Source organism: Nitrospirota bacterium, from assembly GCA_016214385.1.
Classification (GTDB): Bacteria; Nitrospirota; Thermodesulfovibrionia; order UBA6902; family JACROP01; genus JACROP01.
This window is the reverse complement of the sequence record JACROP010000173.1, coordinates 1-20,514: the sequence shown is the minus strand read 5'-3', so window position 1 is coordinate 20,514 and position 20,514 is coordinate 1. Positions and strand designations below refer to the sequence as shown.

The window sequence follows — 20,514 nt, the reverse complement described above, 5'->3', positions numbered from 1 at the left end:
TCAGGTAAAGGACGTAGATAATATCATTAAACTCCATATAAAGAGTGATGCTTTTCTAATATCTCTTCAGCGATTCGCTGGGCTGTCCTATTCCTTGCACCTGATCCCAGAATAATTGCCAGCAACTCGCTTTCGGTGCAGGAATCTGGTCCGAGTCGGCGGAATTTACTCCCTGCGTGGCTCCAGAAAACTTCGCCAGAAACCGAGACCCTTGCATAATTTGAATTATCTCAAATGTATGGTATAGTTATTTTTCAAACAACTCCAGATACTCACGAAAAACAAAGAGCCTGTTTCTCTTAAATCCTGTTATTTCCTTTAAAATGCCTATCCTCTGAAAGTCCTTGATAAGCTGGTTTGCAGATGGATGGGTGATATTAAGTCTTTTCCCGATTACTTTAGCACTCATTATGGGTTCAGAATATAAAAACCTGAGTAAATTCTGTCCGGGTTTTGCCCTTCTTCCAAGGTTCATGATCTTGGCTTCACATTTATTCCTTAAAGCAATAATATTTTCAAAAGTCATTTTGCCTTTTTGAGCGGTCTCTGCAATGCCGACCAGAAAATATTTTATCCATTGTTCAATGTTGTTTGAAACCCTCACCATCGTCAGAGAATCATAATAAACTCCCTTGTTACGCTCAAAGAAATCTGATAAATACAGGGTAGGCTTGCTTAATATACCCTTGTCAATAAGATAAAGAGTAATAAGCAAACGGCCAATACGTCCGTTGCCATCCAGAAAAGGATGTATTGTTTCAAACTGATAGTGGCTGATAGCATTCTTTATTAAGTGCGGTATTTCAAGATTATCATTATGCCAGAATTTCTCAAGATCACTCAGCAGGTCAGGCACTTCGCTATGGTGCGGTGGAATAAAGAAAGCATCTTTAAGAGTCGCACCACCTATCCAATTCTGACTACTCCTGATTTGCCCGGGATTTTTATGTTCACCCCTTGCACCTTCAAGTAAGATTTTATGTGCCTCTTTAAGCAGTCTCATTGAGAGAGGCAGTTCCTTTTGCTTATTTATTGCAAAATTCATTGCCTTTGTATAATTCTGAACCTCAAGCCAGTCATCCCGCCTCTCTGGTTTGATTTCTTCTTCCGGCAGGATTGCCTCATCAATACCTGTCCTTGTTCCTTCAATCCTGCTTGAGGTTGTCGCCTCTTTTATGACATGCATATGGATAAAGAAATCAACATCAGGAACAAGCAAAGAATAGGCATTTAATTCGCCCAAAAGCCTGGTTGCATTTTCTAATAAAGTATCAATTCCCCTGTCATTCCACTTAAATGGGACATTGATAAAATTAGGGGAAAAGCTTTTATACCCGTACTGCTGTTTAAAAACCCCCGCTTTAAAAACTTCTTTTGTCATATGGTAAGTTTACGTTTAAAAATATATATGTAAAGTTTAAATGAAATCTTTACATATGTCAAATCAAATGTAAATCTTGGCTAATTGTTTATATTTGCTTTAAGACTAAACCCCGCCTGAGGTTTTTTCGTCCTGATAATATTTTCACAGGATAATTTTTTTAAAATACGGTAGAATAAAGCCCTGAACTTGATTCAGGTCGGTACGACTCGCAACCGAGATTGACAGATGCCCTGGAGGTTTGATGTGAAGTGTAAGGAATGCGGTGAGGACATAAAATTAGTTGTGGGTTGACAGGCTGTTATCCTGCGCTGCATGGATTGCGGCAAGAGATATGAGGTGAATGAATATCTCAATGAGATAGATGAGAAGATGTGGGAACGGATTTCCAATCGCCCCTGTAACAGGGCCTGAGAATGAGTGTTAGGAAGATGGCCAGAGTCTGGCTTCAATTGCCTTCAGTAATCTGAAGAAGGTCTCAGGTTTTAAAGCCGAGATAGAAATTGCATTAAACCTCTTGCATAGAAATGTGGCTTCTTCTGAGTCAACTCTATCTTCTTTATTAAATACAAGTATTCTATCCTTTTCTGAAAGCCCGAGGGCATCGAGTATTTTCTCTACAGAGGCAATGTGCTGCTCAAATCTCGGACTGGATACATCAATGAGGTGAATGAGCAGGTTTGCATCTTTAAGTTCCTCAAGGGTTGCTCTAAAGGCTGCGAAGAGGTCTTCAGGCAGGTCTCTGATAAACCCTACTGTATCCGTAATTATAATATCCCTTTCTCTCGGAAACCTGAGTCTCCTGCTTGCTGTGTCGAGGGTTGCAAACATTTTATCTTCCACAAAAGTAGTGCTTTTAGTGAGATTGTTGAGGAGGGTGGATTTGCCAGCATTAGTGTAACCTATGATGGATACTATGGGGATGTCCCTTTCAGCCCGCCTTGCCTTTCTCTGCTGTCTTGCACGACTGAGGGACTCAAGTTCCCGCTCAAGCAGCCCAATCCTGTCTCTCACCCTTCGTCTATCCACTTCAAGTTTCATTTCCCCGGGCCCCCTTCCTCCAATACCGCCCATGAGTCTTGACATAGCAGTGCCTTTTCCTGTCAGCCTGGGAAGCCTGTATCGCAACTGTGCTAACTCTACCTGAACCTTACCATCCCTGCTGTGTGCGCGCCTCGCAAATATGTCGAGGATGAGCTGAGAACGGTCTATGACCTTAAGCTCTATTATATCGCCAATGGCCTTCATCTGTGAGGGGCTGAGGTCCTGGTCAAAGATCAGGAGTGTTGCACCTTTTTGAAGGGCATTGATTACAAGCTCTTTTACCTTCCCCTCTCCCATAAGGTATTTTGGATTTATCTGTTTTGGCCGCTGAAACACTGTGTCGAGGACTATTACATCGCTTGACTGCGCAAGTTCCTTCAGCTCTTCCATTGAATCTTCCTGCTCTGATTTTGGCCCTGTTGAAACACTGACCAATATAGCCCTTTCTCTTTTATCATCTACGCTGAAGACACCAGCCTGGACTTTTTGCATTTCATTTTCTATGGTAGTAATTAAATCCCTGAAGTCCGTATCCATCTGATATAAGGTAACAGGCCCCTGGATTTCATATGGCCGCCCTGAATCGGGAGGAAGCAGATACGCCATGTATATGTTGCCAGGAAGTCCGTCTTTTAGCCCTATGGCAATGATGGTATCGAGCCTCAGGAGGGAAAGGTCAGTAAGGTCGTCCTGATTTATCTGCTCATTCTTTAGATGGGTGTGGATGAGCCTGAGTCCACGGAGTGACTTCCTTCCGAGGGGATAATCAGAAAGCTCGGGGATAAAGACGCCCTTTGCATCGCCTATTATTACATGGGTGATATTTCCATCCCTGTCTGCAAGGACACCTATCTGCCTGCCAATAGAAGACGAAACCTCACCCATGTACCTTGCAAGCTCAGGGGTCAGGACTTTGTTGTGGGGGATGCGCCTCCTGTAAATTCTCTCAACAGCCTTAAGAGCGCTTCCCTTAAGGCCTGATATGTTACCGTAGATTGCTGGGATATAACCTCCTAAATCAAATTCAAAATTGTGGAAGGAAAAATTTTAATTAAAAACATTCCTTAATTTTGCATTTTACATTTTGCATTTTGCAATTGTTTCAATGGGCCTCTGCCCAACTCCTGCCGAGGCCGAGTTCAGCCTTAAGCGGCACGGAAAGCCCTGCAGCCTTCTCCATCTCTTCTTTCACAAGGGCATTTGCTCTATCCACCTCATCCTCTGGCACTTCAAATAAAAGCTCATCATGAACCTGAAGCAGCATCTTTGTTTTGAGTCCTTCCATTTTTATTCTCCTCCATATATTAAGCATAGCGCACTTAATAATATCTGCGGCAGAGCCCTGGATGGGGCTATTTACTGCAAGTCTCTCTCCGAGTTGGCGGGTGGTCTTGTTAGGGCTCCTTAATTCCGGGATGGCCCTGCGCCTGCACAAGATAGTCTCCACATAACCCTTTTCCTTTGCATCTCTTATGAGTGTATCTATATATTGTCTTACGCCGCTGTGGCGCTCAAAATATTTATCAATAAACATCTTTGCCTCCTGAGGGGTAATCCCCAATTCCTGTGACAGCCCGTAGGGACTTATTCCATAGATAATGCCAAAATTAACTGTTTTTGCCCTCCTTCTCATCTCAGGAGTCACAGCTTCAGGAGAAACTCCGAATAGCTCTGATGCGGTCTTTGTGTGAATGTCTCCATCTGCCCTGAAGGCATCGAGAAGCCCGGCGTCCTGACTGAGGTGGGCAAGGAGCCTGAGCTCTATCTGGGAATAATCAGAAGACATGAGCAGGTGTCTGCTCTCTGATATAAAGGCTGCCCTTATCCTCCTTCCCCACTCTCCTCTTATTGGAATATTCTGCAAGTTCGGCTCAGAGCTGCTAAGCCTTCCTGTTGCTGTTACTGTTTGATTGAAGGATGTGTGGAGCCTTCCTGTTCTGGGATTTATAATCCTCGGCAGGACATCGACATAGGTGTTCTTTAATTTGCTTAAAGACCTGTGCTCGAGAATTTCTCTGGGCAGTTCATGCTCCAGAGCAAGCTCCTCAAGCACCCCTACATCTGTGGAATAGCCAGTCTTTATCTTTTTAATCGCCCTCAGCCCCATACGCTCAAAAAGAACCTCCTGAAGCTGTTTTGGAGAATTTATGTTAAACTCACCTCCAGCAAGGAAGTATATCCTCCTCTGCAGGCCATCAAGCTCCCTCTCAAGCTCTTTTGACATAGCAGCCATAAGAGCCATATCAATCTTTACTCCTGCCATTTCCATATCTGCCAGAACATCTATCAGGGGCAGCTCAAGCTCATAAAATAGAGTGTCAAGGCCCTGCTCTTTAATGGATGGCTCAAGGACCTTTTTCAGTTTTGCTGTAACAGCAGCATCCTCTGCCGAGTACTTAGTTGCATCCTCTATAGAGACCTCGCTGAAGTCTTTTTTCCCCTTACCAAAGACCTCGTCAAAGGAAATTTTTTTGACGGCGAGATAATTCAGGGCAACATCCTCAAGGCTGTGATTTGGCTTATTCGGGTTCAACAGATAAGAGGCGAGCATTGTATCAAATCCAATGCCTTTTAGTTCTACTCCTTCCATTCTGAGGACCACAAGGTCGTATTTTATATTGTGGCCGATTTTCTTAATCTCAGGATTCTCGAGTATTGCCTTTAATTCTTTCAATACATAGTCCTTCTGAAGCTGCTCTGGAGCGCCTGAATAAAAATGCCCGACAGGTATATAGCATTCACTGCCATCAGTCGAAAGCGATATTCCAACAAGGGATGCCCTCATCGGGTCTTTTCCTGTGGTCTCTGTATCGATTACAACCTCAGCTTTTATATTATTTATTACATCTCTTAGACTATGCTTATCGAGAATACTTAGATACTTCTCGGTGGTTCGCTGTTCGGGTATGAGTTTCAGGAGTCTTCCGAATTCAAATTCCCTGAAAAGCCTTAAAAGCTCTGCCCAGTCAGGCTCTTCTGGCGTAAGCTCTCTTACTGATATTTCCAGAGGGACAGTGGTGTCGAGGGTTGCGAGGGCAAGACTTAATTTAATGTTCTCTATATTTTCAGAGACACTGGCCCTGAGCTTAGGCTGCTTAATCTTTAAATGGTCTTTTATTATTTTATCAAGGCTTCCAAATTCCTTTAAAAGTGCAACTGCGGTTTTTTCACCGATCCCGGGCACTCCGGGGATATTATCTATTGCATCACCCATCAGGGCCATTACCTCAGGGATTCTCTTTGGCTCAACCCCGAAACGCTCGCTGATTTCTTTTTCGCCTATAACCTTATCTCTCATGCTGTCATAAACCTTGACCCTCGGGCTCAGGAGCTGATACGTGTCTTTGTCAGATGTAACTATATAGGTCTCAATATTTTCAGACTCTGCTTTTTTTGCGATTGAACCGAGGATGTCATCAGCCTCAAGGCCTTCCAATTCTATTATTGGAATCTTAAAGGCAGAAACTATCTCTTTTATGTAAGGTATCTGCTGCCTTAGCTCATCCGGCATCTTTGGCCTCTGGGCCTTGTATGCCTCATAGACAATATGCCTCTTTGTAGGCACAGGCGAGTCAAAGGCAACAGCGATAAAATCAGGCTGTTTTTCTCTCTGGATTTTAAGGAGCATGTTCGTAAAGCCATAAATGGCATTGGTAGGAAACCCCTTAGAATTCGTGAGCCCCCTGATAGCGTAAAAGGCCCTGTATATATAAGAGTTACCGTCTATAAGATAAAGTGTGGGCATGTGAATTATATTTTATTTCTATTCGAGCTTCATCAGGAGCCACTGATTTTCTCTCAGGTGGACGAGGGCGTATTTACCAGTCAACCGTCTGCCTTTTAATTCAAATACCAGGCGTTTTAGGGATTCTGATTCCATGGTGTATATGCCTTTATCCCAGATTTTTACAGTGCCCGCACCATAAAGACCTTCGGCTATTGTGCCTTCAAAGTCAATATAACTCAGCTCATGGTCCTCAACCTGAACAGCAAGCCTTTTAATCGCCTTTTTCTCAGGCGGGCCTTTTGGCACAGCCCAGCTTTTAAGAATCCCTTCTTTTTCAAGACGGAAATCCCAGTGCAGATGGCGTGCGTGGTGCTCCTGTACGACAAAACGCTTCATCTTTTCCTTGACCCCTCGACCCCTTGAATCTTTGAACCTTATAAAATAAAAAAAGGGGCCAGTTTTTTACTAACCCCTGATTCTAAATATAAATGCCTATCATCTTAACAGGAGCCTTTGCACTTACAGGTATTCAAAAGCTTCTTTAATACTTTCTTAATCATACCTTTACCCCCTTTCCGCAAGATAGCCATGGCTTCATGTCAGGCTTTTCTTTAATTATACCATAGGCATAACATTTGACGAGGTCTTTCCCTAAAATATCTCCATATAGAAATGCCCTGTACCTGCAGCCACCGCGACATTCATCAATCATATCGCAGTCGCACCTGAGTTCATCGAGGTCAAATTTCTTTATATTCTGCCAGCAAGCCCGGAGGCCATCTTTAATGTTTCCTGCTGCAGGGGCATCTGCAAAAAAGGCACACTTGGCGGCTGTTCCATCAGCCATAACTGCCATGAGATGTGCACCACAGGCATAATTTTCTGTGTCACAATTATGAAGCGTCTTGCCAAAACCATAATTCAAATAAACAGACGAAGCCTCTGCCGGCACTATAAGACCAGGATTGTCTTTTAAGTTGCCGAGAATGCACGGCACATCAACAGTCCAGTCTCTGATACCGAAATTTTTTAGCAGTGATTCGAGTCCATCGAATTCATCAAGATTTCCGACATGCACCATTGTGGCTACTGAAACATTTATGCCAGCCTCCTTTGCATTAGTTATCCCGTGAAGGGCTTTTTTAAAAGTCCCTTTACCCCTCAGAAAATCATGGCCATCTTCGAGTCCGTCCAGGCTCACCTGTATTTCGTGGACATTCAGTCTGCGGACTGTTTTCGTATTCAGTAAAGTGCCGTTTGTAAGCAGCACACTCCTTAAAGCAAATTCTGGAAGCAGATCATTTATTTTCCAGAATTCCGGATGGAGTAACGGTTCTCCTCCTGAGAGGAGTAACCTCAGGCCCTGCATTGCCTCAAGCTCCTCAAGTATATTTTTAATTTCTTTAAGGCCGAGATCAATTTCTCCGGGCTTTCCAAGATAACAATGGCCGCAGCGGAGATTGCACCTGTTTGTAATCTGAAGCTCAAGATACCTGAGGGATGGAACTGGCGACTGTTGAACTGGGGAATCAACAATCCCTGGCCGTTCTTCTATTGAAATTAGGCCTTCTGCGAGGCAGAAATCTACAATCTCTTTATTGCCACCCGGATGTAGGGCCTTGCCTTCTGAGCACTTTTTTAGAAATTCCAGTGAGTCGAGGTCAAGCTCGTAAAGCTCATCCGTGGTCACATCGTAAAGGCAGGGAGATTCCAGAAGCTTTAAGAAACAGTCTTTTTTCAGACAAAAATAACCCATGAATTTAGCCTACAACTCTCGACTCTTAACTGTCTCTACTGGCGGAGGGGGTAGGATTCGAACCCACGGGCCTTTCGGCCTGCGGTTTTCAAGACCGCCGCCATCGTCCACTCGGCCACCCCTCCAATTTAACTACAGTTGAAAGTTAAAAGGTGAAAGTTAAGAGTTATAAGTTATGAATTAAGAACTTTTCACTTTTCACGCTTAACTCCTAACTATCTTATCCATCTTCATATAAGGTCTCAGTGCCTCTGGTAGTATAACAGAACCGTCTTCCTGTTGGTAGTTCTCGAGGATGGCCAATAGTGTCCTTCCAATGGCAAGGCCAGAGCCATTCAGTGTATGGACAAATTCTGTGCCCTTTTTACCTTCCGGGCGATATCGTATGTTTGCCCTCCTTGCCTGATAGTCCTCGAAATTTGAACAGGATGAAATTTCTCTATAACGCCCCTGTCCAGGAAGCCATACCTCAATGTCATAGGTCTTTGCTGCTGAAAATCCGAGGTCTCCTGTGCACAGAGCAACAACGCGGTAAGGCAGCCCAAGCCTTTTCAGAACCTCCTCAGCATCTTTTGTGAGAGACTCAAGCTCATCGTAAGAGTTTTCTGGCCTTGCAAACTTTACAAGTTCAACCTTGTTAAATTGATGCTGTCTTATAAGCCCTCTCGTATCCTTCCCATAAGAGCCTGCCTCTCGCCTGAAGCATGGGGTATATGCGGTGTAATAAATAGGCAGTGCTTTTTCATCGAGGATCTCCTCCCTGTGAATATTCGTCAGTGGAACTTCTGCTGTTGGAATCAAATAAAGATTTCCGCCGTCAACCCTGAAGAGCTCATATTCAAATTTTGGAAGCTGCCCTGTCCCTGTCATGCTTTCGCGGTTTACAAGGATTGGAGGAAAGACTTCTGTATAGCCGTGCTCCCTTGTGTGGAGGTCGAGCATGAAGTTTATTAAAGCACGTTCGAGACTTGCGCCAGGGCCTTTATAAAGGGCGAACCTTGCACCTGCTATCTTTGATGCCCTGTCAAAGTCCAGGATTCCAAGGCTCTCTCCGATGTCCCAGTGGTTTTTAGGTTCAAAGGAAAACTCGGGTATCTTACCCCATCGCCGTATCTCTACATTGCCTGTCTCATCTTGACCGACAGGGACTGATTCATGAGGGATGTTGGGGGTCATCAGGAGAAAATCCCTGGTCTTTGCTTCGAGTTCATCGAGTCTTCCCTCAAGACTGGAAAGTGTATCTCCAAGCGCCCTCATCTCTGACATCAGGGGCTCGACATCCTTCCCCTGTTTTTTCAGGTCGCCAATTTTCTTAGAGGTTGTGTTTCGCTTATTTCTCAGTTCCTCAGTTTCTTTCGATATATTTCGCCTTTCTGCCTCGAGTTTGAGAAAACCGTCAAAGTCAGCTTCCGCAAGCCCTCTCTTTAAAAGGGCATCCCTGAGCTTGTCAATATTGTTCCTTACAAATTTAATATCGAGCATGATGTTTAAAGAATTCTACCAGATTGGTTTATATAAATAAACCGCTCCCCCTCACCCTAACCCTCTCTCCCACGAGGGGAGAGGGGAATTTGTTTTGTGCCTCTCCCACCAGGGGAGAGGGAACTCTATTATTCCCCCCTCAAGGGGAGGGAGGAAACTATTTTCCTCGTTTTGTTAAAATGTATAGATGTCCAGGGACGAACTTATTATAGAAGGGGCAAAACAGAATAACCTGAAGAATATAAACCTGTGCCTGCCCCATAACAAGGTTATTGCTGTTACCGGTGTTTCTGGCTCAGGGAAGTCTTCCCTTGCATTTGATACAATCTTCGCAGAAGGTCACTGGCGCTTTATAGAGTCCCTTTCGACCTATGCAAGGCTTTTCCTTGAAAAACTCGACAGGCCGGATGTCGAAGGTATCTACAATATAAGGCCTGCTATTGCCCTTGAGCAGCGAAATCCAGTAAAGGGCTCACGTTCTACTGTAGGAACAGCCACAGAAATCTATGATTATCTGAGGCTCCTTTATTCAAAGATAGCAAGACCACACTGCCCAAAGTGCAGCAGGGAGCTCAGGGCATGGAATCCATCGGCAATAGTTGAGGAACTTGTAAAAAACTATTCGGGAGAAAGGGCATTAATAATTTTTGACTCCGAAGATACACCTGAGGAGCTAAGCAGGAGAGGCTTTCACAGGTTCAGGGTAAATGGAGAAATTACTGAAATTCCTCCTGATATGCACGGCCCTGTGGAGGTAATTCTCGACAGACTCATTATCAGTGATAAACCCCGCCTTTCTGACTCCATTGAAATAGTCTGGAGGGAAGGGAAAGGAAGGATAAAAGTCGAGGTCCTCGGCAGAGGACTCTTTATTTTCTCAGCAGAACTCAGGTGCTTTGACTGTAATACAGAAATAACAAAGCCCCAGCCCCTGCTTTTTTCTTTTAACCACCCCCTCGGCGCATGCCCTGAGTGCAAGGGTTTTGGCAATACCCTCGAATATTCAGAAGACTTGATAGTCCCTGACGCTGACCGTTCTATTAAGGATGGGGCTATAGAGCCCTGGAGCAAGCCCTCTTACAGATGGTGGCAAAGGCAGCTCATGAAGGGGGCAAAGGTTCATGGTATTGATATAGTAAAACCTTATAAGGATTTGTCGGAGAAGGCAAAGAAACTGATTTTTCAAGGGACAGCAGATTTTTATGGATTGCGGGATTTTTTTAAAGAATTAGAGGGCAGACGTTATAAACTTCATGTAAGAGTATTCCTGAGCAGGTATAGAAAGGCAGTGACCTGTAAAGTTTGCGGCGGCACAAGGCTGAGACCAGAAGCCCTTGCATTCAGGATAGGTGGCCTTAACATTGCAGAGCTTTCAAAAATGGCTGTAACCACATTAAGTGATTACTTTTTAAAACTGCACCTTACAGAATACGAAAAAGAAATATCAGTGGAGATATTAAGGCAGATTAATCTCAAGCTGGACTTTCTCCTGAGGGTCGGACTTGGTTACCTCACTATTGACAGGCTTTCAAAAAGCCTTTCAGGAGGAGAATCCCAGAGGATTAACCTTGCAAACCAGCTTGCATCAAAACTGACAGGCACCCTCTATGTTTTAGACGAGCCGACTGTAGGGCTACATCCAAGAGATGTCAGAAGGATTACCGAGATAATGCGGGAGCTCTCGGACATTGGAAATACGATCATTGCTGTGGAGCATGACAGGACTGTTATTGATTCTTCGGACTGGATTGTAGAGCTTGGCCCGGGCGGAGGCCACATGGGCGGCAATGTCCTTTTTTCAGGCTGGAAAGCAGAATTTCTAAAAACTAATACATTGACTGCAAAATATCTCAAGGGGACTGAGGCCATACCACTGCCCAAAAAGAGAAGGAAGGGAAGCGGAAGGGTTCTTCGCATAAATAAGGCCAGCAGAAATAATTTAAAAAACATAAATGTGACAATACCGCTTCAAACCCTTACATGCATAACAGGGGTCTCTGGTTCTGGCAAAAGCACCCTTGTTGAGGACACAATTTACAGGGCCCTTGCCAGGGCATTCAAAATCGCTTTTGAAAGCCCCGGCTTATTTGATAGCATTGAGGGAGTTGATTACTTAAAGGGTGTGAAGATTATTGACCAGAGCCCTGTCGGCCGCAGCCCGAGGTCAAACCCGGTCACATATATCAAGGCATTTGATTCAATAAGAAAACTCTTTGCCGAGCAGCCAGGGGCAAAAGACCTCGGTTTCGGCCCGGGGCATTTTTCCTTTAATACGCCTGGTGGCCGCTGTGAGACATGTAAGGGAGCGGGCTTTCAGAGGCTCGAGATGTACTTCTTTGAAGACCTCTATGTGAAATGCGAGGAATGTGGAAGCAGGAGATACAAGCAGGAGGTCTTGAACATCAGTTATAACGGCAAAAATATTCATCAGATACTTGAGCTTACAGTTGACGAGGCACTTGAGTTCTTCTCGGGTATACCTGCGCTTACGAACAGACTGAAAATTATGGCATCAGTGGGCCTGGGTTACCTCAGGCTCGGGCAACCTGCCACAACACTATCCGGAGGAGAGGCCCAGAGACTTAAGATCTGCGCCGAGCTTGGAGTTTCAAACAGGTGGGATTACCTTTATATCCTTGATGAGCCAACAGTTGGCCTTCATCCAGAGGATATTAAAAAACTGCTGAAGGTCTTAAATGACCTTGTGGATGCCGGTAATACAGTCCTTGTGGTTGAACACAATTTAGATGTTATAAAGTGCGCTGACTGGATTATAGACCTCGGCCCTGAAGGCGGAGATGAAGGAGGAAGGATAGTTGCAGAGGGGACACCGGAGAAAGTAGCAGAGGTCAAAGGGTCATACACAGGGAGGCATCTGAAGGAATACCTAAAATAGGAGGGATAAATGGTCGCTGTCCCTACCTATTTTTGCTAAGAGCTTGACAACGTTTTAAACAGTCTTTTAAAATTTTACCATGCATAGGACAGGCAGGAGCTAACTCTGGAGGAGTTCGTAGTCGAATATGGCTACATTGCTATCTTTATCGGCACCTTTTTCGAAGGAGAAAGTGTTCTTATTGCAGGTGGGTTTTTTGCCCAGTCCGGCCATCTTAACCTTGTAACAATAATTACCGTAGCAACCATTGCTTCTTATGTAGGTCACACAGCAGCTTTTCTTTTAGCCCTTTTAAAGGGTGATAGCTTTATAAATTTTCTCCGCAGGTTTATTAAAATAGACCTGACAAGACTTAATAAATTAGTTGAAAAATACGGCATCTTTGCACTCTTCATTTCCCAGTATATTTATGGTTTCAGACTCCTTAGCGCAGCCTTCTTTGGCCTGATGAGGATGGGCCCTTATAAATATTTTCTCCTCCAGTTTATAAGCTGCCTTACATGGGCATGTCTGATGACATTTTTAGGTTATTTCTTTGGCTTTACAATTAAAGAACTCATTGGAGATATTAAAAAATATGAAATCCCGATTGCCATAGGGATTGTGATTACCGGGTTTGTTATATGGATAATAAAGGATGTAAAGAAAAGACGAAACTTATAAGTTGTCGTAGTTAACCTCTGCTTATACCTCAATTACAACAGGCAGTATCATAGGCCTGCGGTCCATTCTGTTGAGCAAAAATTTTCTCAGTGTGGTTCGCAGCTTTACCTGGACAAGAGAAATATCAGTTCTTACCTCCTGGCCCATGGACTTTATGGTATCATCAACCAGAGCCTTAACTTCTTCAAAAAGCTCTTGAGAGACATCTTCAAATATAAAACCCCTCGAGATTATCTCAGGCCCTGAAAGAACTCTCCCTGTCAGCTTCTCGATACCAATCAGTATCAAGACTATACCGTCATGGGCAAGCCTGAGTCTGTCCCGCAAAACCATATCTTTCACATCACCGACACCCTTACCATCAATGAAGACCCTTCCAGAAGTAATCCTGCCATTTTTTGATACTCCCTCTGCGGTGAATTCAACAATATCGCCATTATTGAGTATAAATATATTGCCTCTGGGTATGCCTGATTTCTCTGCAAGCTTTGAATGGTATACGAGATGGCGGTATTCGCCATGCACAGGAATGAAGTACTTTGGCTTGACAAGATTCAACATTAACTTGAGTTCCTCTTTGCTTGCATGGCCTGATACATGAACTTCGGAGACTTTTTCATAAATCACATTTGCACCGCGCCTGAAAAGGTGGTTGACGATCCTGCCTATGGAACGTTCATTGCCTGGAATCATCTTTGCAGAAAGGATTACTGTATCACCTTCTTTGATTTTTATATGCTTGTGTTCATCCGTGGCTACTCTGGAAAGCACGCTCATCGGCTCTCCCTGGCTTCCGGTTGTCAGGATGACCACTTCTTTGTCAGGGAGACTGTCGAGCTCATCGATTCTCAGCCAGGTTTTAGGCGGGATAGATAAATAGCCAAGATCAAGGGCAATCTGGGCATTAGCGACAATGCTCTTACCTGAAATGGCGACCTTTCTGTTAAAGAGCATTGCCACATCAATGACCTGCTGTATACGATGTATATTTGAGGCAAAAGTGGCTATTATTATTCTGCCAGGGGCTGTGGAGAATATCTCTTCAAAAGCCCTTCTCACCTCTTTTTCAGAGAATGTGTAACCACCCTTTTCAGCATTGGTGCTATCTGAGAGGAGTACGAGGGTGCCTGTCTCTCCATATTCAGAGAACTTATGAAAATCCATGAGCTGCCCATCAACAGGAGTTGGGTCAAGCTTGAAATCACCTGTATGTACAACCCTTCCGAGGGGCGTAATTATTCCAAGACCAACGCCGTCAACGATGCTGTGTGTAACCCTGATGAATTCTATTTCAAAAGCCCCGAGGGCAACAACGTCTCTCGGCTTGACCGCAATAAGCTCAACATCGAAAAGTTTATGTTCTCTTAGTTTATCTTTTACAAGCCCGAGGGTAAGAGGGGTCCCATAGATTGGAACCTTTAATTCCCTGAGGAAAAATGGAAGGGCGCCTGTGTGGTCTTCATGCCCGTGGGTAAGAATAATAGCTTTTACCTTTTCCTTGTTCTCAATGAGATAGGTAAAATCAGGGATGACAAAGTCAACGCCAAGCATCTCCTCTTCAGGGAACATAAGACCTGCGTCGATTACAATAATATCATCGCCGTATTCAAGAACAGTACTGTTAAGACCTATTTCCTCAACACCGCCGAGTGGGATAATTGAGAGGGTATTTATCATTTTTACTAATTATAGCAGATTTGAAGCTTTTTCTTTATTTTATCAGCATCTCAAGGAGGGCCTTCTGAGCGTGGAGCCTGTTTTCTGCCTGATCAAAGACCACACTATGTGGCCCATCAATGACTTCGTCCGTAATCTCTTCTCCACGGTGGGCAGGCAGGCAGTGCATTACTATGGCATCAGGCCTGGCCAATTTTAGAAGGGAACTGTTTATCTGGTAAAGATTTTTTCCATAGGGTTTTGACATAACAGATGTGTAAAGGACATCTGCATCTTTTGCAGCAGCAGATGGCTCCCTTACAACCTCTATCAAACTTCTTCCTTCTCTCCGCGCCTCCTGGATAATTTCATAAAAAGGTTCGTGACCCGCAGGACATGCGAGGGAAATATCCATCCCGACCCTCGCAGCCCCTTCAATCAGGGAATGTGCAATATTATTTCCTTCGCCTATGTATGCAAGCCTCAGAGAGAATCTACCCTTTTTCTCAAAAATAGTTAAGAGGTCTGCGAGGGCCTGACACGGATGATGCAGGTCAGTATTTGCGTTAATCACAGGTATAGATGCATGTCTCGCAAATTCCTCTACAGTGCTGTGAGAAATTGCGCTCATTATCATGCAATTAATATATCTTGAGAGGACTTTTGCCGACTCAAGGAGAGACCCTTTACCCTGGAATATAGTCTTTGAGTCAATGTAAACAGGTCTCCCCCAGAGGTGATTTATACCCGCCTCAAAAGATGCGGCCATCTTTGTAGGAGGCTTTTCGAATAAGAGGCCGATATTTTTGCCGATAAGGGCGCTGTATCCAGGGTCAAAAGAGTTCTTAAAGTCAGCGGCCTTCTGAAGAATGGATTCCAGCTCATCAACAGTAAAATCAATGACCCTCAGAAAATCCCTTTTCATGGCATCAGATATTATCACACATAAAGGGTATTCTCAATATTTTGATACTCAAAGACAAACATTTTTTAAAAATTTACCATAAACCTCGGTAGTATCGACAGAAGGAATGTGCTATATTTTTAGCCATGCTAAATAATCCGATAATTCCTCATGTCAAAAAGTTGTTAAAAGAGAATCCTGCCATTAGCATTTTCCTTGATGCAATTAACGAGTTCGGGACAATCATTGAGCCTGAAAATCTCTTCAGGCAGATTTTAAATGTGTGCCTTAAAACTTTCAAGGCTGAGGGCGGCTCAGTGATGCTTTTTAACAGGGGTAAGGAGGAACTTGAGATAAAGAGCGCAGAGGGCCTCAAGTCAGAAATAATAGAGAAGGCCAAAATCAAATACGGCGAGGGTATTGCCGGGTGGGTGGCTAAGGAGCTCGAACCTCTTCTCATAATCGGTGACAATACTGACCCAAGATTTACTTCCATGAAGGAAAAAAGCAGGACAATAAAGGACTCTATTGTTGCTCCTATTATCATAGGGAGCAGAGTTCTCGGCGTAATAAGCCTCAACAACCGTATTGACGGCGTTTTCACGGACAGGGACAAGGAACTCCTCACAGTTGTGGCAACAGTTGCAGCAATGGTGATAGAGAGGATGGAATTTTCAAATACACAGAAACAACAACTCATAGAAGTAGACCTCGCCAATGCAATATCAAAGGCCATTGGAGGCTCTCTCGATGAAAAAGAGATTTACAGGACTATGCTTGAGCTTTTCAGGCGGCACATGGACTTTGCTCTCTTTGCAATCCTGTTCATAGAAGATAAAAACATAAAGATTGTTCCTGTAGAACCTGTAACTGACACTTTAATCGCTGAAGTGAAAACCCACCTGTGTGAGCTCACGTATGCCCTCAATAAACAAGCGCTGAACCCTGATGATTTAACAATTTCCTTTGAAGGCGGGCTTTCACCTTTAATATTAAAGGAACCATCTCATGTGGGTTCATTCCTCGATATGCCCTTAAACAGTCGGGGGAGGAACTATGGCATCCTGTTCATTGCAAGCACCAGGGCCGATGCGTTTAAAGAGGCTGATGTGCATTTCTTTTCCATAGTGGCAGAACAGGCATCAACAGCAATTGACAATGCCCGCTTCTATTCCATACTTGAGAATAAATATAAGGAAGTAAATGAAAGGCTCCGTCAGTGCCTGGGCGGCACTGAAAAAGGTAGGTAAAGAATTTCTATTTTTGGTTTTTATTTTATCAGCATCTCGAGGAGTGCCTTCTGGGTGTGGAGCCTGTTTTCTGCCTGGTCAAAGACCAGGCTATGTGGCCCGTCAATGACTTCATCCGTAATCTCTTCTCCACGGTGGGCAGGCAGGCAGTGCATTACTATGGCATCAGGCCTGGCACGGGATAGAAGCTTCTTATTAATCTGATACTGTTTAAAAACTTTTCTCCTCTTTTTAGTCTCTTCCTCCTGGCCCATGCTGACCCATACATCTGTATAAAGCACATCTGCGGCTGAGGCTGCCTCCAGGGGGTCGTCTATGAGTTGAATGTTATTTTTTGATTCTCTGCGGGCTCTTTCTAAAATCTCTGCGTCAGGTTTGTAGCCCTTCGGGCAGGAAAGCACAATATCCATGCCTGTCCTCGATGCTGCCTCAATAAGGGAGTTGGCAACATTATTTCCATCACCTATGTAGCACAGGCGTATGCCTTTTAAGCGACTTTTCTGCTCCATTATAGTTAAGATATCTGCAAGGGCCTGACACGGATGATGCAGGTCAGTAAGGCCATTAATTACAGGTATTGATGCATTTTTTGCAAACTCCTCTATAGTCTTATGGGCAAAGGTTCTGATTACAATACCGTGTAAATACCTCGAAAGCACTCTGGCTGTATCCTCTATGGTCTCTCCCCTTCCAAGCTGTATCTCTTTTGGGTTTAGGTATATAGCCTGGGCTCCGAGCTGATAGATGCCCACTTGGAAGGAAATCCTTGTCCTCGTGGATGCCTTTTCAAATAAAAGCCCGATGCTTTTTCCAATTAAAGGGCAGGTGGTTGCGTCTTTACCTGATTTAAACTCAGATGCCCTCTTAAGAATGGTATTTATCTCCCCTGTTGATAAATCCCATAATGTTAAAAAATCCCTTTTCATTTTCCTATGAAAGCCCTCCAAAGACCGCCTCAAGGACATCGAGGAGGTGGTTTATCTCTTTTTCTGTAACTATCAAGGGAGGGATAAAGCGGAGGACATTCCCTCCAGTACAGTTTACAAGGACACCTCTTTCCATACACGCGGTGGTTATAGTCTTGCATTCTCTTGTAAGTTCCATGCCAATGATAAGGCCCTTACCCCGTATATCTGCAATTATTGAAGGGAATTCTTTCTTGAGACCCTCAAGCCCATTTCTCAGGTAATCCCCCATACGTCTGCAGTTATCGAGGATAAAGCCGTCTTCAAGGATTGTTTCAATAGTGACAATGGCAGCCGCACACGCAAGAGGGTTGCCGCCAAAAGTCGATGCATGCGAGCCAGGTTGAAAAGAAGCGGCAACAGCCTCCCTGGCAAGCATTGCACCTATAGCCACTCCACCTCCAAGGGCCTTTGCGAGGGTCATAATATCAGGTGTGATTCCAAAATGTTCGTAAGCAAAGAGCTTACCTGTCCTGCCCATGCCAGTCTGAACTTCGTCGAGTATTAGTAAAAGGCCATGTTCATCGCATAACTGCCTGACCTCTTTAAAGTAGCCTTCACTGGGCATCTTCACGCCGATCTCTCCCTGAATAGGCTCAAGCATGACAGCGCATGTATGTTTTGTAATGGCATTCTTAATGGCGCCTGTATCGTTGAAAGGGACATGTATAAAACCAGGCACAAGGGGCTCAAATCCCTTATGAAATCTCTCCTGCCCTGTAGCACTGAGGGTTGCAAGGGTCCTGCCGTGGAAAGAGCCGTGAGCAGTTATAATCTCAAATCTCTCCGGCCCCATGTGTTCTTTCGCATACTTTCTGGAAAGCTTTATCGCAGCCTCATTGGCCTCGGCCCCTGAGTTGCAAAAAAATACCCTGTCTGCAAATGAATGCTCTACGAGGAGTTGTGCAAGTTTTACCTGTGGCTCGATGTGATAGAGGTTTGATGCATGCAAAAGCCTCTGGGCCTGCTTCTGGACTGCAACAACAATTTTTGGATGGCAATGACCCAGACAGTTCACGGCAATACCTGCGACAAAATCAAGGTATTCTTTATCGTCATAACTCCACACCTTCATGCCCCTGCCTTTTCTAAGGACAACAGGGTAGCGGTCATAGGTATTCATTATGTATTTCTTAGAGTCCTCTATGAGTTTCTTCATATCCATAAAGAATAAAAACTTAATTTAAGCCACAGAGAACACAGAGAAGAAAATAAAAGATATTAATTTCTATACATTAAAAATATACACGACAGTGAAACTAAAATCAATAAACCGAAATTCGTGGTAAATTTTATGCTATGATTAGGCAATTAACGAATTAAGCATCAGCGTGGAGAAACAATTGAAGATTACTGAGGGTAGAAACCCCCGCTCACGAGATTTAGACATCCGCCCCACAGCAGATATTATTGAGCTTATGGTAGGCGAGGAGCTCAAGGGATTAAAGGGTATTCTCAAAGAGAAAAAGTCTATTGAAAGGGCAATAAACTCTGCTGTTGATACCTTTAAAGCTGGTGGAAGGCTCTTTTATGTTGGCGCTGGAACGAGCGGCAGGCTTGGCTTTCTTGATGCAGTGGAGACCCCTCCAACATTTGGTATAAGCGGGGAAAAAATTCAGGCCATCCTCGCCGGAGGCCAGAGGGCTCTGGTGGCAGCAGTTGAGGGCGCAGAGGATGACATGGAATCAGCAAAAAGGGAGATAAGAAATAGAGCTATCGGTTCAAAGGACATGGTCTTTGGCATATCAGCCAGCGGTAAAACTCCCTCTGTAATTGCTGCCCTCAAAGAGGCTAAAAGGAGAAGGGCCAAGGTATGGCTGCTTACTTTTAATAAGGTCGGTACGACTCGCAACCGAGTTAGTAAACCGCCTTTTGTAGATAACATTATTAATGTCATAGTTGGACCAGAGGTCCTGACAGGCTCTACGAGGTTGAAGGCAGGAACTGCAACAAAAGTTATACTGAACATAATATCCACCATCTCAATGATAAGGCTCGGAAAGGTTTACAAAAATCTAATGGTTAATGTTAAACCCATGAATAAGAAGCTCTTTGATAGGGCAAAAACCATAGTAATGCAGGAAACGGGTGTGGGCGAGAAGGAGGCAGAAAAACTTTTAAAAAAGGCAGCAGGCAGGGCAAAGGTCGCAATCTTAATGAAGCTTAAGGATTTAAAAATAAAAGATGCAGCGATGCTCCTTCTGAGATACAGCGGGGTTCTTCGAGATGCATTAAAGGCTAACTAAATCGGGCGGCTTATAGCCGGGATTTAAGGTCTACTGGTCGCTCTTTTTTTCCGTATCCCTGAGAGATAGACAACACAATCATTGCATATCTTATCATCTGCGCTTTTACATACCATGCGGTTAATCTCCCAGCATGGTTTTGTATTATCTATAAATGCAGTGCATTTTCCCCTGAAATCAGCAGTGCATTTCATTATCTCCCAGCATGGAGCATAATCAAGCAGCCTCTTGACTCCCTCGATGCTGATTTTTTTATCGTGTATCAGGTCTCTCAAACATTTAAGCCATTTTATATCATTTTCTGAATAGAATCTGTTTTTATTGCGCCTTGACGGATTTATGAGCCCATGTTTTTCATAAAGCCTGAGGGTCTGGTCTGTTGTCCCTAAAAGCTCTGCTGCTACACTAATAGGGAAAAGGGGCAGACTTTTTCTCTCTCCTTCACTGAATTCTCTTTTGACTCTTAGTGCCATGGCAAAACTTTAATAGTTATTATAATTATTAAACAATCTCTATTTTAAAAAAGCAAGAGTTTTATATGTGG

General features: G+C 44.0%; 15 protein-coding genes and 1 tRNA gene. 4 read left to right on the top strand and 12 right to left on the bottom strand.

From position 1 onward, the window contains the following. Positions 1 to 247 precede the first annotated feature (247 nt). The 7 genes from HZC12_10600 to serS form a co-directional block, all read right to left on the bottom strand. Positions 248 to 1,381, bottom strand: coding sequence for a Fic family protein (locus HZC12_10600; GenBank protein MBI5027152.1), 1,134 nt, complete (start codon positions 1,379 to 1,381; stop codon positions 248 to 250). Between the two features lie 423 nt (positions 1,382 to 1,804). Continuing rightward, entirely contained in the window at positions 1,805 to 3,430 is a 1,626-nt protein-coding gene (gene hflX, locus HZC12_10595; protein MBI5027151.1) for a GTPase HflX, read from the bottom strand. Positions 3,431 to 3,527: 97 nt separating this feature from the next. After that, positions 3,528 to 6,170, bottom strand: a complete 2,643-nt coding sequence (gene polA / locus HZC12_10590; protein MBI5027150.1) for a DNA polymerase I — start codon at positions 6,168 to 6,170, stop codon at positions 3,528 to 3,530. Between the two features lie 18 nt (positions 6,171 to 6,188). Further along, the gene (locus HZC12_10585; GenBank protein ID MBI5027149.1) at positions 6,189 to 6,548 is read right to left on the bottom strand and encodes a 3'-phosphoesterase; all 360 of its coding nucleotides are present in this window, start codon (positions 6,546 to 6,548) and stop codon (positions 6,189 to 6,191) included. A gap of 160 nt (positions 6,549 to 6,708) precedes the next feature. Continuing rightward, entirely contained in the window at positions 6,709 to 7,908 is a 1,200-nt protein-coding gene (locus tag HZC12_10580) for a radical SAM protein (protein ID MBI5027148.1), read from the bottom strand. A 39-nt stretch (positions 7,909 to 7,947) separates the two neighbouring features. Then, positions 7,948 to 8,033, bottom strand: a tRNA-Ser gene (locus HZC12_10575). A gap of 79 nt (positions 8,034 to 8,112) precedes the next feature. Beyond that, a complete protein-coding gene (serS, locus tag HZC12_10570) occupies positions 8,113 to 9,390 on the bottom strand; it encodes a serine--tRNA ligase (GenBank protein MBI5027147.1) in 1,278 nt (425 codons plus the stop codon). A gap of 187 nt (positions 9,391 to 9,577) precedes the next feature. On the opposite strand from serS, the gene uvrA reads away from it, so the two are divergent. Beyond that, positions 9,578 to 12,286 carry an excinuclease ABC subunit UvrA gene (gene uvrA, locus HZC12_10565; protein MBI5027146.1) on the top strand — a complete coding sequence of 903 codons (2,709 nt, stop codon included), beginning with the start codon at positions 9,578 to 9,580 and terminating at the stop codon, positions 12,284 to 12,286. Between the two features lie 105 nt (positions 12,287 to 12,391). Continuing rightward, positions 12,392 to 12,949: a DedA family protein gene (locus HZC12_10560; protein MBI5027145.1), complete on the top strand. Its 558-nt coding sequence runs from the start codon at positions 12,392 to 12,394 to the stop codon at positions 12,947 to 12,949. Between the two features lie 21 nt (positions 12,950 to 12,970). Here HZC12_10560 and HZC12_10555 read toward each other — a convergent pair whose 3' ends face one another. Continuing rightward, on the bottom strand, positions 12,971 to 14,626 hold the full coding sequence (locus HZC12_10555) for a ribonuclease J (protein MBI5027144.1): 1,656 nt from the start codon (positions 14,624 to 14,626) through the stop codon (positions 12,971 to 12,973). 34 nt (positions 14,627 to 14,660) lie between these two features. After that, positions 14,661 to 15,530 carry an ornithine carbamoyltransferase gene (gene argF / locus HZC12_10550; protein MBI5027143.1) on the bottom strand — a complete coding sequence of 290 codons (870 nt, stop codon included), beginning with the start codon at positions 15,528 to 15,530 and terminating at the stop codon, positions 14,661 to 14,663. Positions 15,531 to 15,655: 125 nt separating this feature from the next. Here argF (HZC12_10550) and HZC12_10545 point away from each other — a divergent pair, with 125 nt between their 5' ends. Then, the gene (locus tag HZC12_10545; GenBank protein MBI5027142.1) at positions 15,656 to 16,759 is read left to right on the top strand and encodes a GAF domain-containing protein; all 1,104 of its coding nucleotides are present in this window, start codon (positions 15,656 to 15,658) and stop codon (positions 16,757 to 16,759) included. 20 nt (positions 16,760 to 16,779) lie between these two features. On the opposite strand, the gene argF (HZC12_10540) is transcribed toward HZC12_10545, so the two are convergent. Together argF (HZC12_10540) and HZC12_10535 are read right to left on the bottom strand one after the other, a co-directional pair. After that, complete coding sequence (gene argF, locus HZC12_10540) at positions 16,780 to 17,724, bottom strand: ornithine carbamoyltransferase (GenBank protein MBI5027141.1); 945 nt, start codon at positions 17,722 to 17,724, stop codon at positions 16,780 to 16,782. Beyond that, positions 17,690 to 18,889 (bottom strand): acetylornithine transaminase, encoded by a 1,200-nt coding sequence (locus HZC12_10535; protein MBI5027140.1) that lies wholly within the window; start codon positions 18,887 to 18,889, stop codon positions 17,690 to 17,692. The genes argF (HZC12_10540) and HZC12_10535 overlap by 35 nt, the downstream gene beginning before the upstream one ends. 178 nt (positions 18,890 to 19,067) lie before the next feature. Here HZC12_10535 and murQ point away from each other — a divergent pair, with 178 nt between their 5' ends. Further along, complete coding sequence (gene murQ, locus HZC12_10530; GenBank protein ID MBI5027139.1) at positions 19,068 to 19,970, top strand: N-acetylmuramic acid 6-phosphate etherase; 903 nt, start codon at positions 19,068 to 19,070, stop codon at positions 19,968 to 19,970. A gap of 23 nt (positions 19,971 to 19,993) precedes the next feature. On the opposite strand, the gene HZC12_10525 is transcribed toward murQ, so the two are convergent. Then, positions 19,994 to 20,443 carry a MerR family transcriptional regulator gene (locus HZC12_10525; protein MBI5027138.1) on the bottom strand — a complete coding sequence of 150 codons (450 nt, stop codon included), beginning with the start codon at positions 20,441 to 20,443 and terminating at the stop codon, positions 19,994 to 19,996. Between the last annotated feature and the right edge of the window lie 71 nt (positions 20,444 to 20,514).

Bases quoted from the DNA above. Each gene is read 5' to 3' on its own strand.
- argF (MBI5027141.1), bottom strand. From the start codon at position 17,724: ATGTCCTTGAGGCGGTCTTTGGAGGGCTTTCATAGGAAAATGAAAAGG.
- HZC12_10545 (MBI5027142.1), top strand. From the start codon at position 15,656: ATGCTAAATAATCCGATAATTCCTCATGTCAAAAAGTTGTTAAAAGAG.
- polA (MBI5027150.1), bottom strand. From the start codon at position 6,170: ATGCCCACACTTTATCTTATAGACGGTAACTCTTATATATACAGGGCC.
- HZC12_10555 (MBI5027144.1), bottom strand. From the start codon at position 14,626: ATGATAAATACCCTCTCAATTATCCCACTCGGCGGTGTTGAGGAAATA.
- HZC12_10535 (MBI5027140.1), bottom strand. From the start codon at position 18,889: ATGGATATGAAGAAACTCATAGAGGACTCTAAGAAATACATAATGAAT.
- serS (MBI5027147.1), bottom strand. From the start codon at position 9,390: ATGCTCGATATTAAATTTGTAAGGAACAATATTGACAAGCTCAGGGAT.
- uvrA (MBI5027146.1), top strand. From the start codon at position 9,578: ATGTCCAGGGACGAACTTATTATAGAAGGGGCAAAACAGAATAACCTG.
- HZC12_10525 (MBI5027138.1), bottom strand. From the start codon at position 20,443: ATGGCACTAAGAGTCAAAAGAGAATTCAGTGAAGGAGAGAGAAAAAGT.
- HZC12_10600 (MBI5027152.1), bottom strand. From the start codon at position 1,381: ATGACAAAAGAAGTTTTTAAAGCGGGGGTTTTTAAACAGCAGTACGGG.
- argF (MBI5027143.1), bottom strand. From the start codon at position 15,530: ATGAAAAGGGATTTTCTGAGGGTCATTGATTTTACTGTTGATGAGCTG.
- HZC12_10585 (MBI5027149.1), bottom strand. From the start codon at position 6,548: ATGAAGCGTTTTGTCGTACAGGAGCACCACGCACGCCATCTGCACTGG.
- HZC12_10580 (MBI5027148.1), bottom strand. From the start codon at position 7,908: ATGGGTTATTTTTGTCTGAAAAAAGACTGTTTCTTAAAGCTTCTGGAA.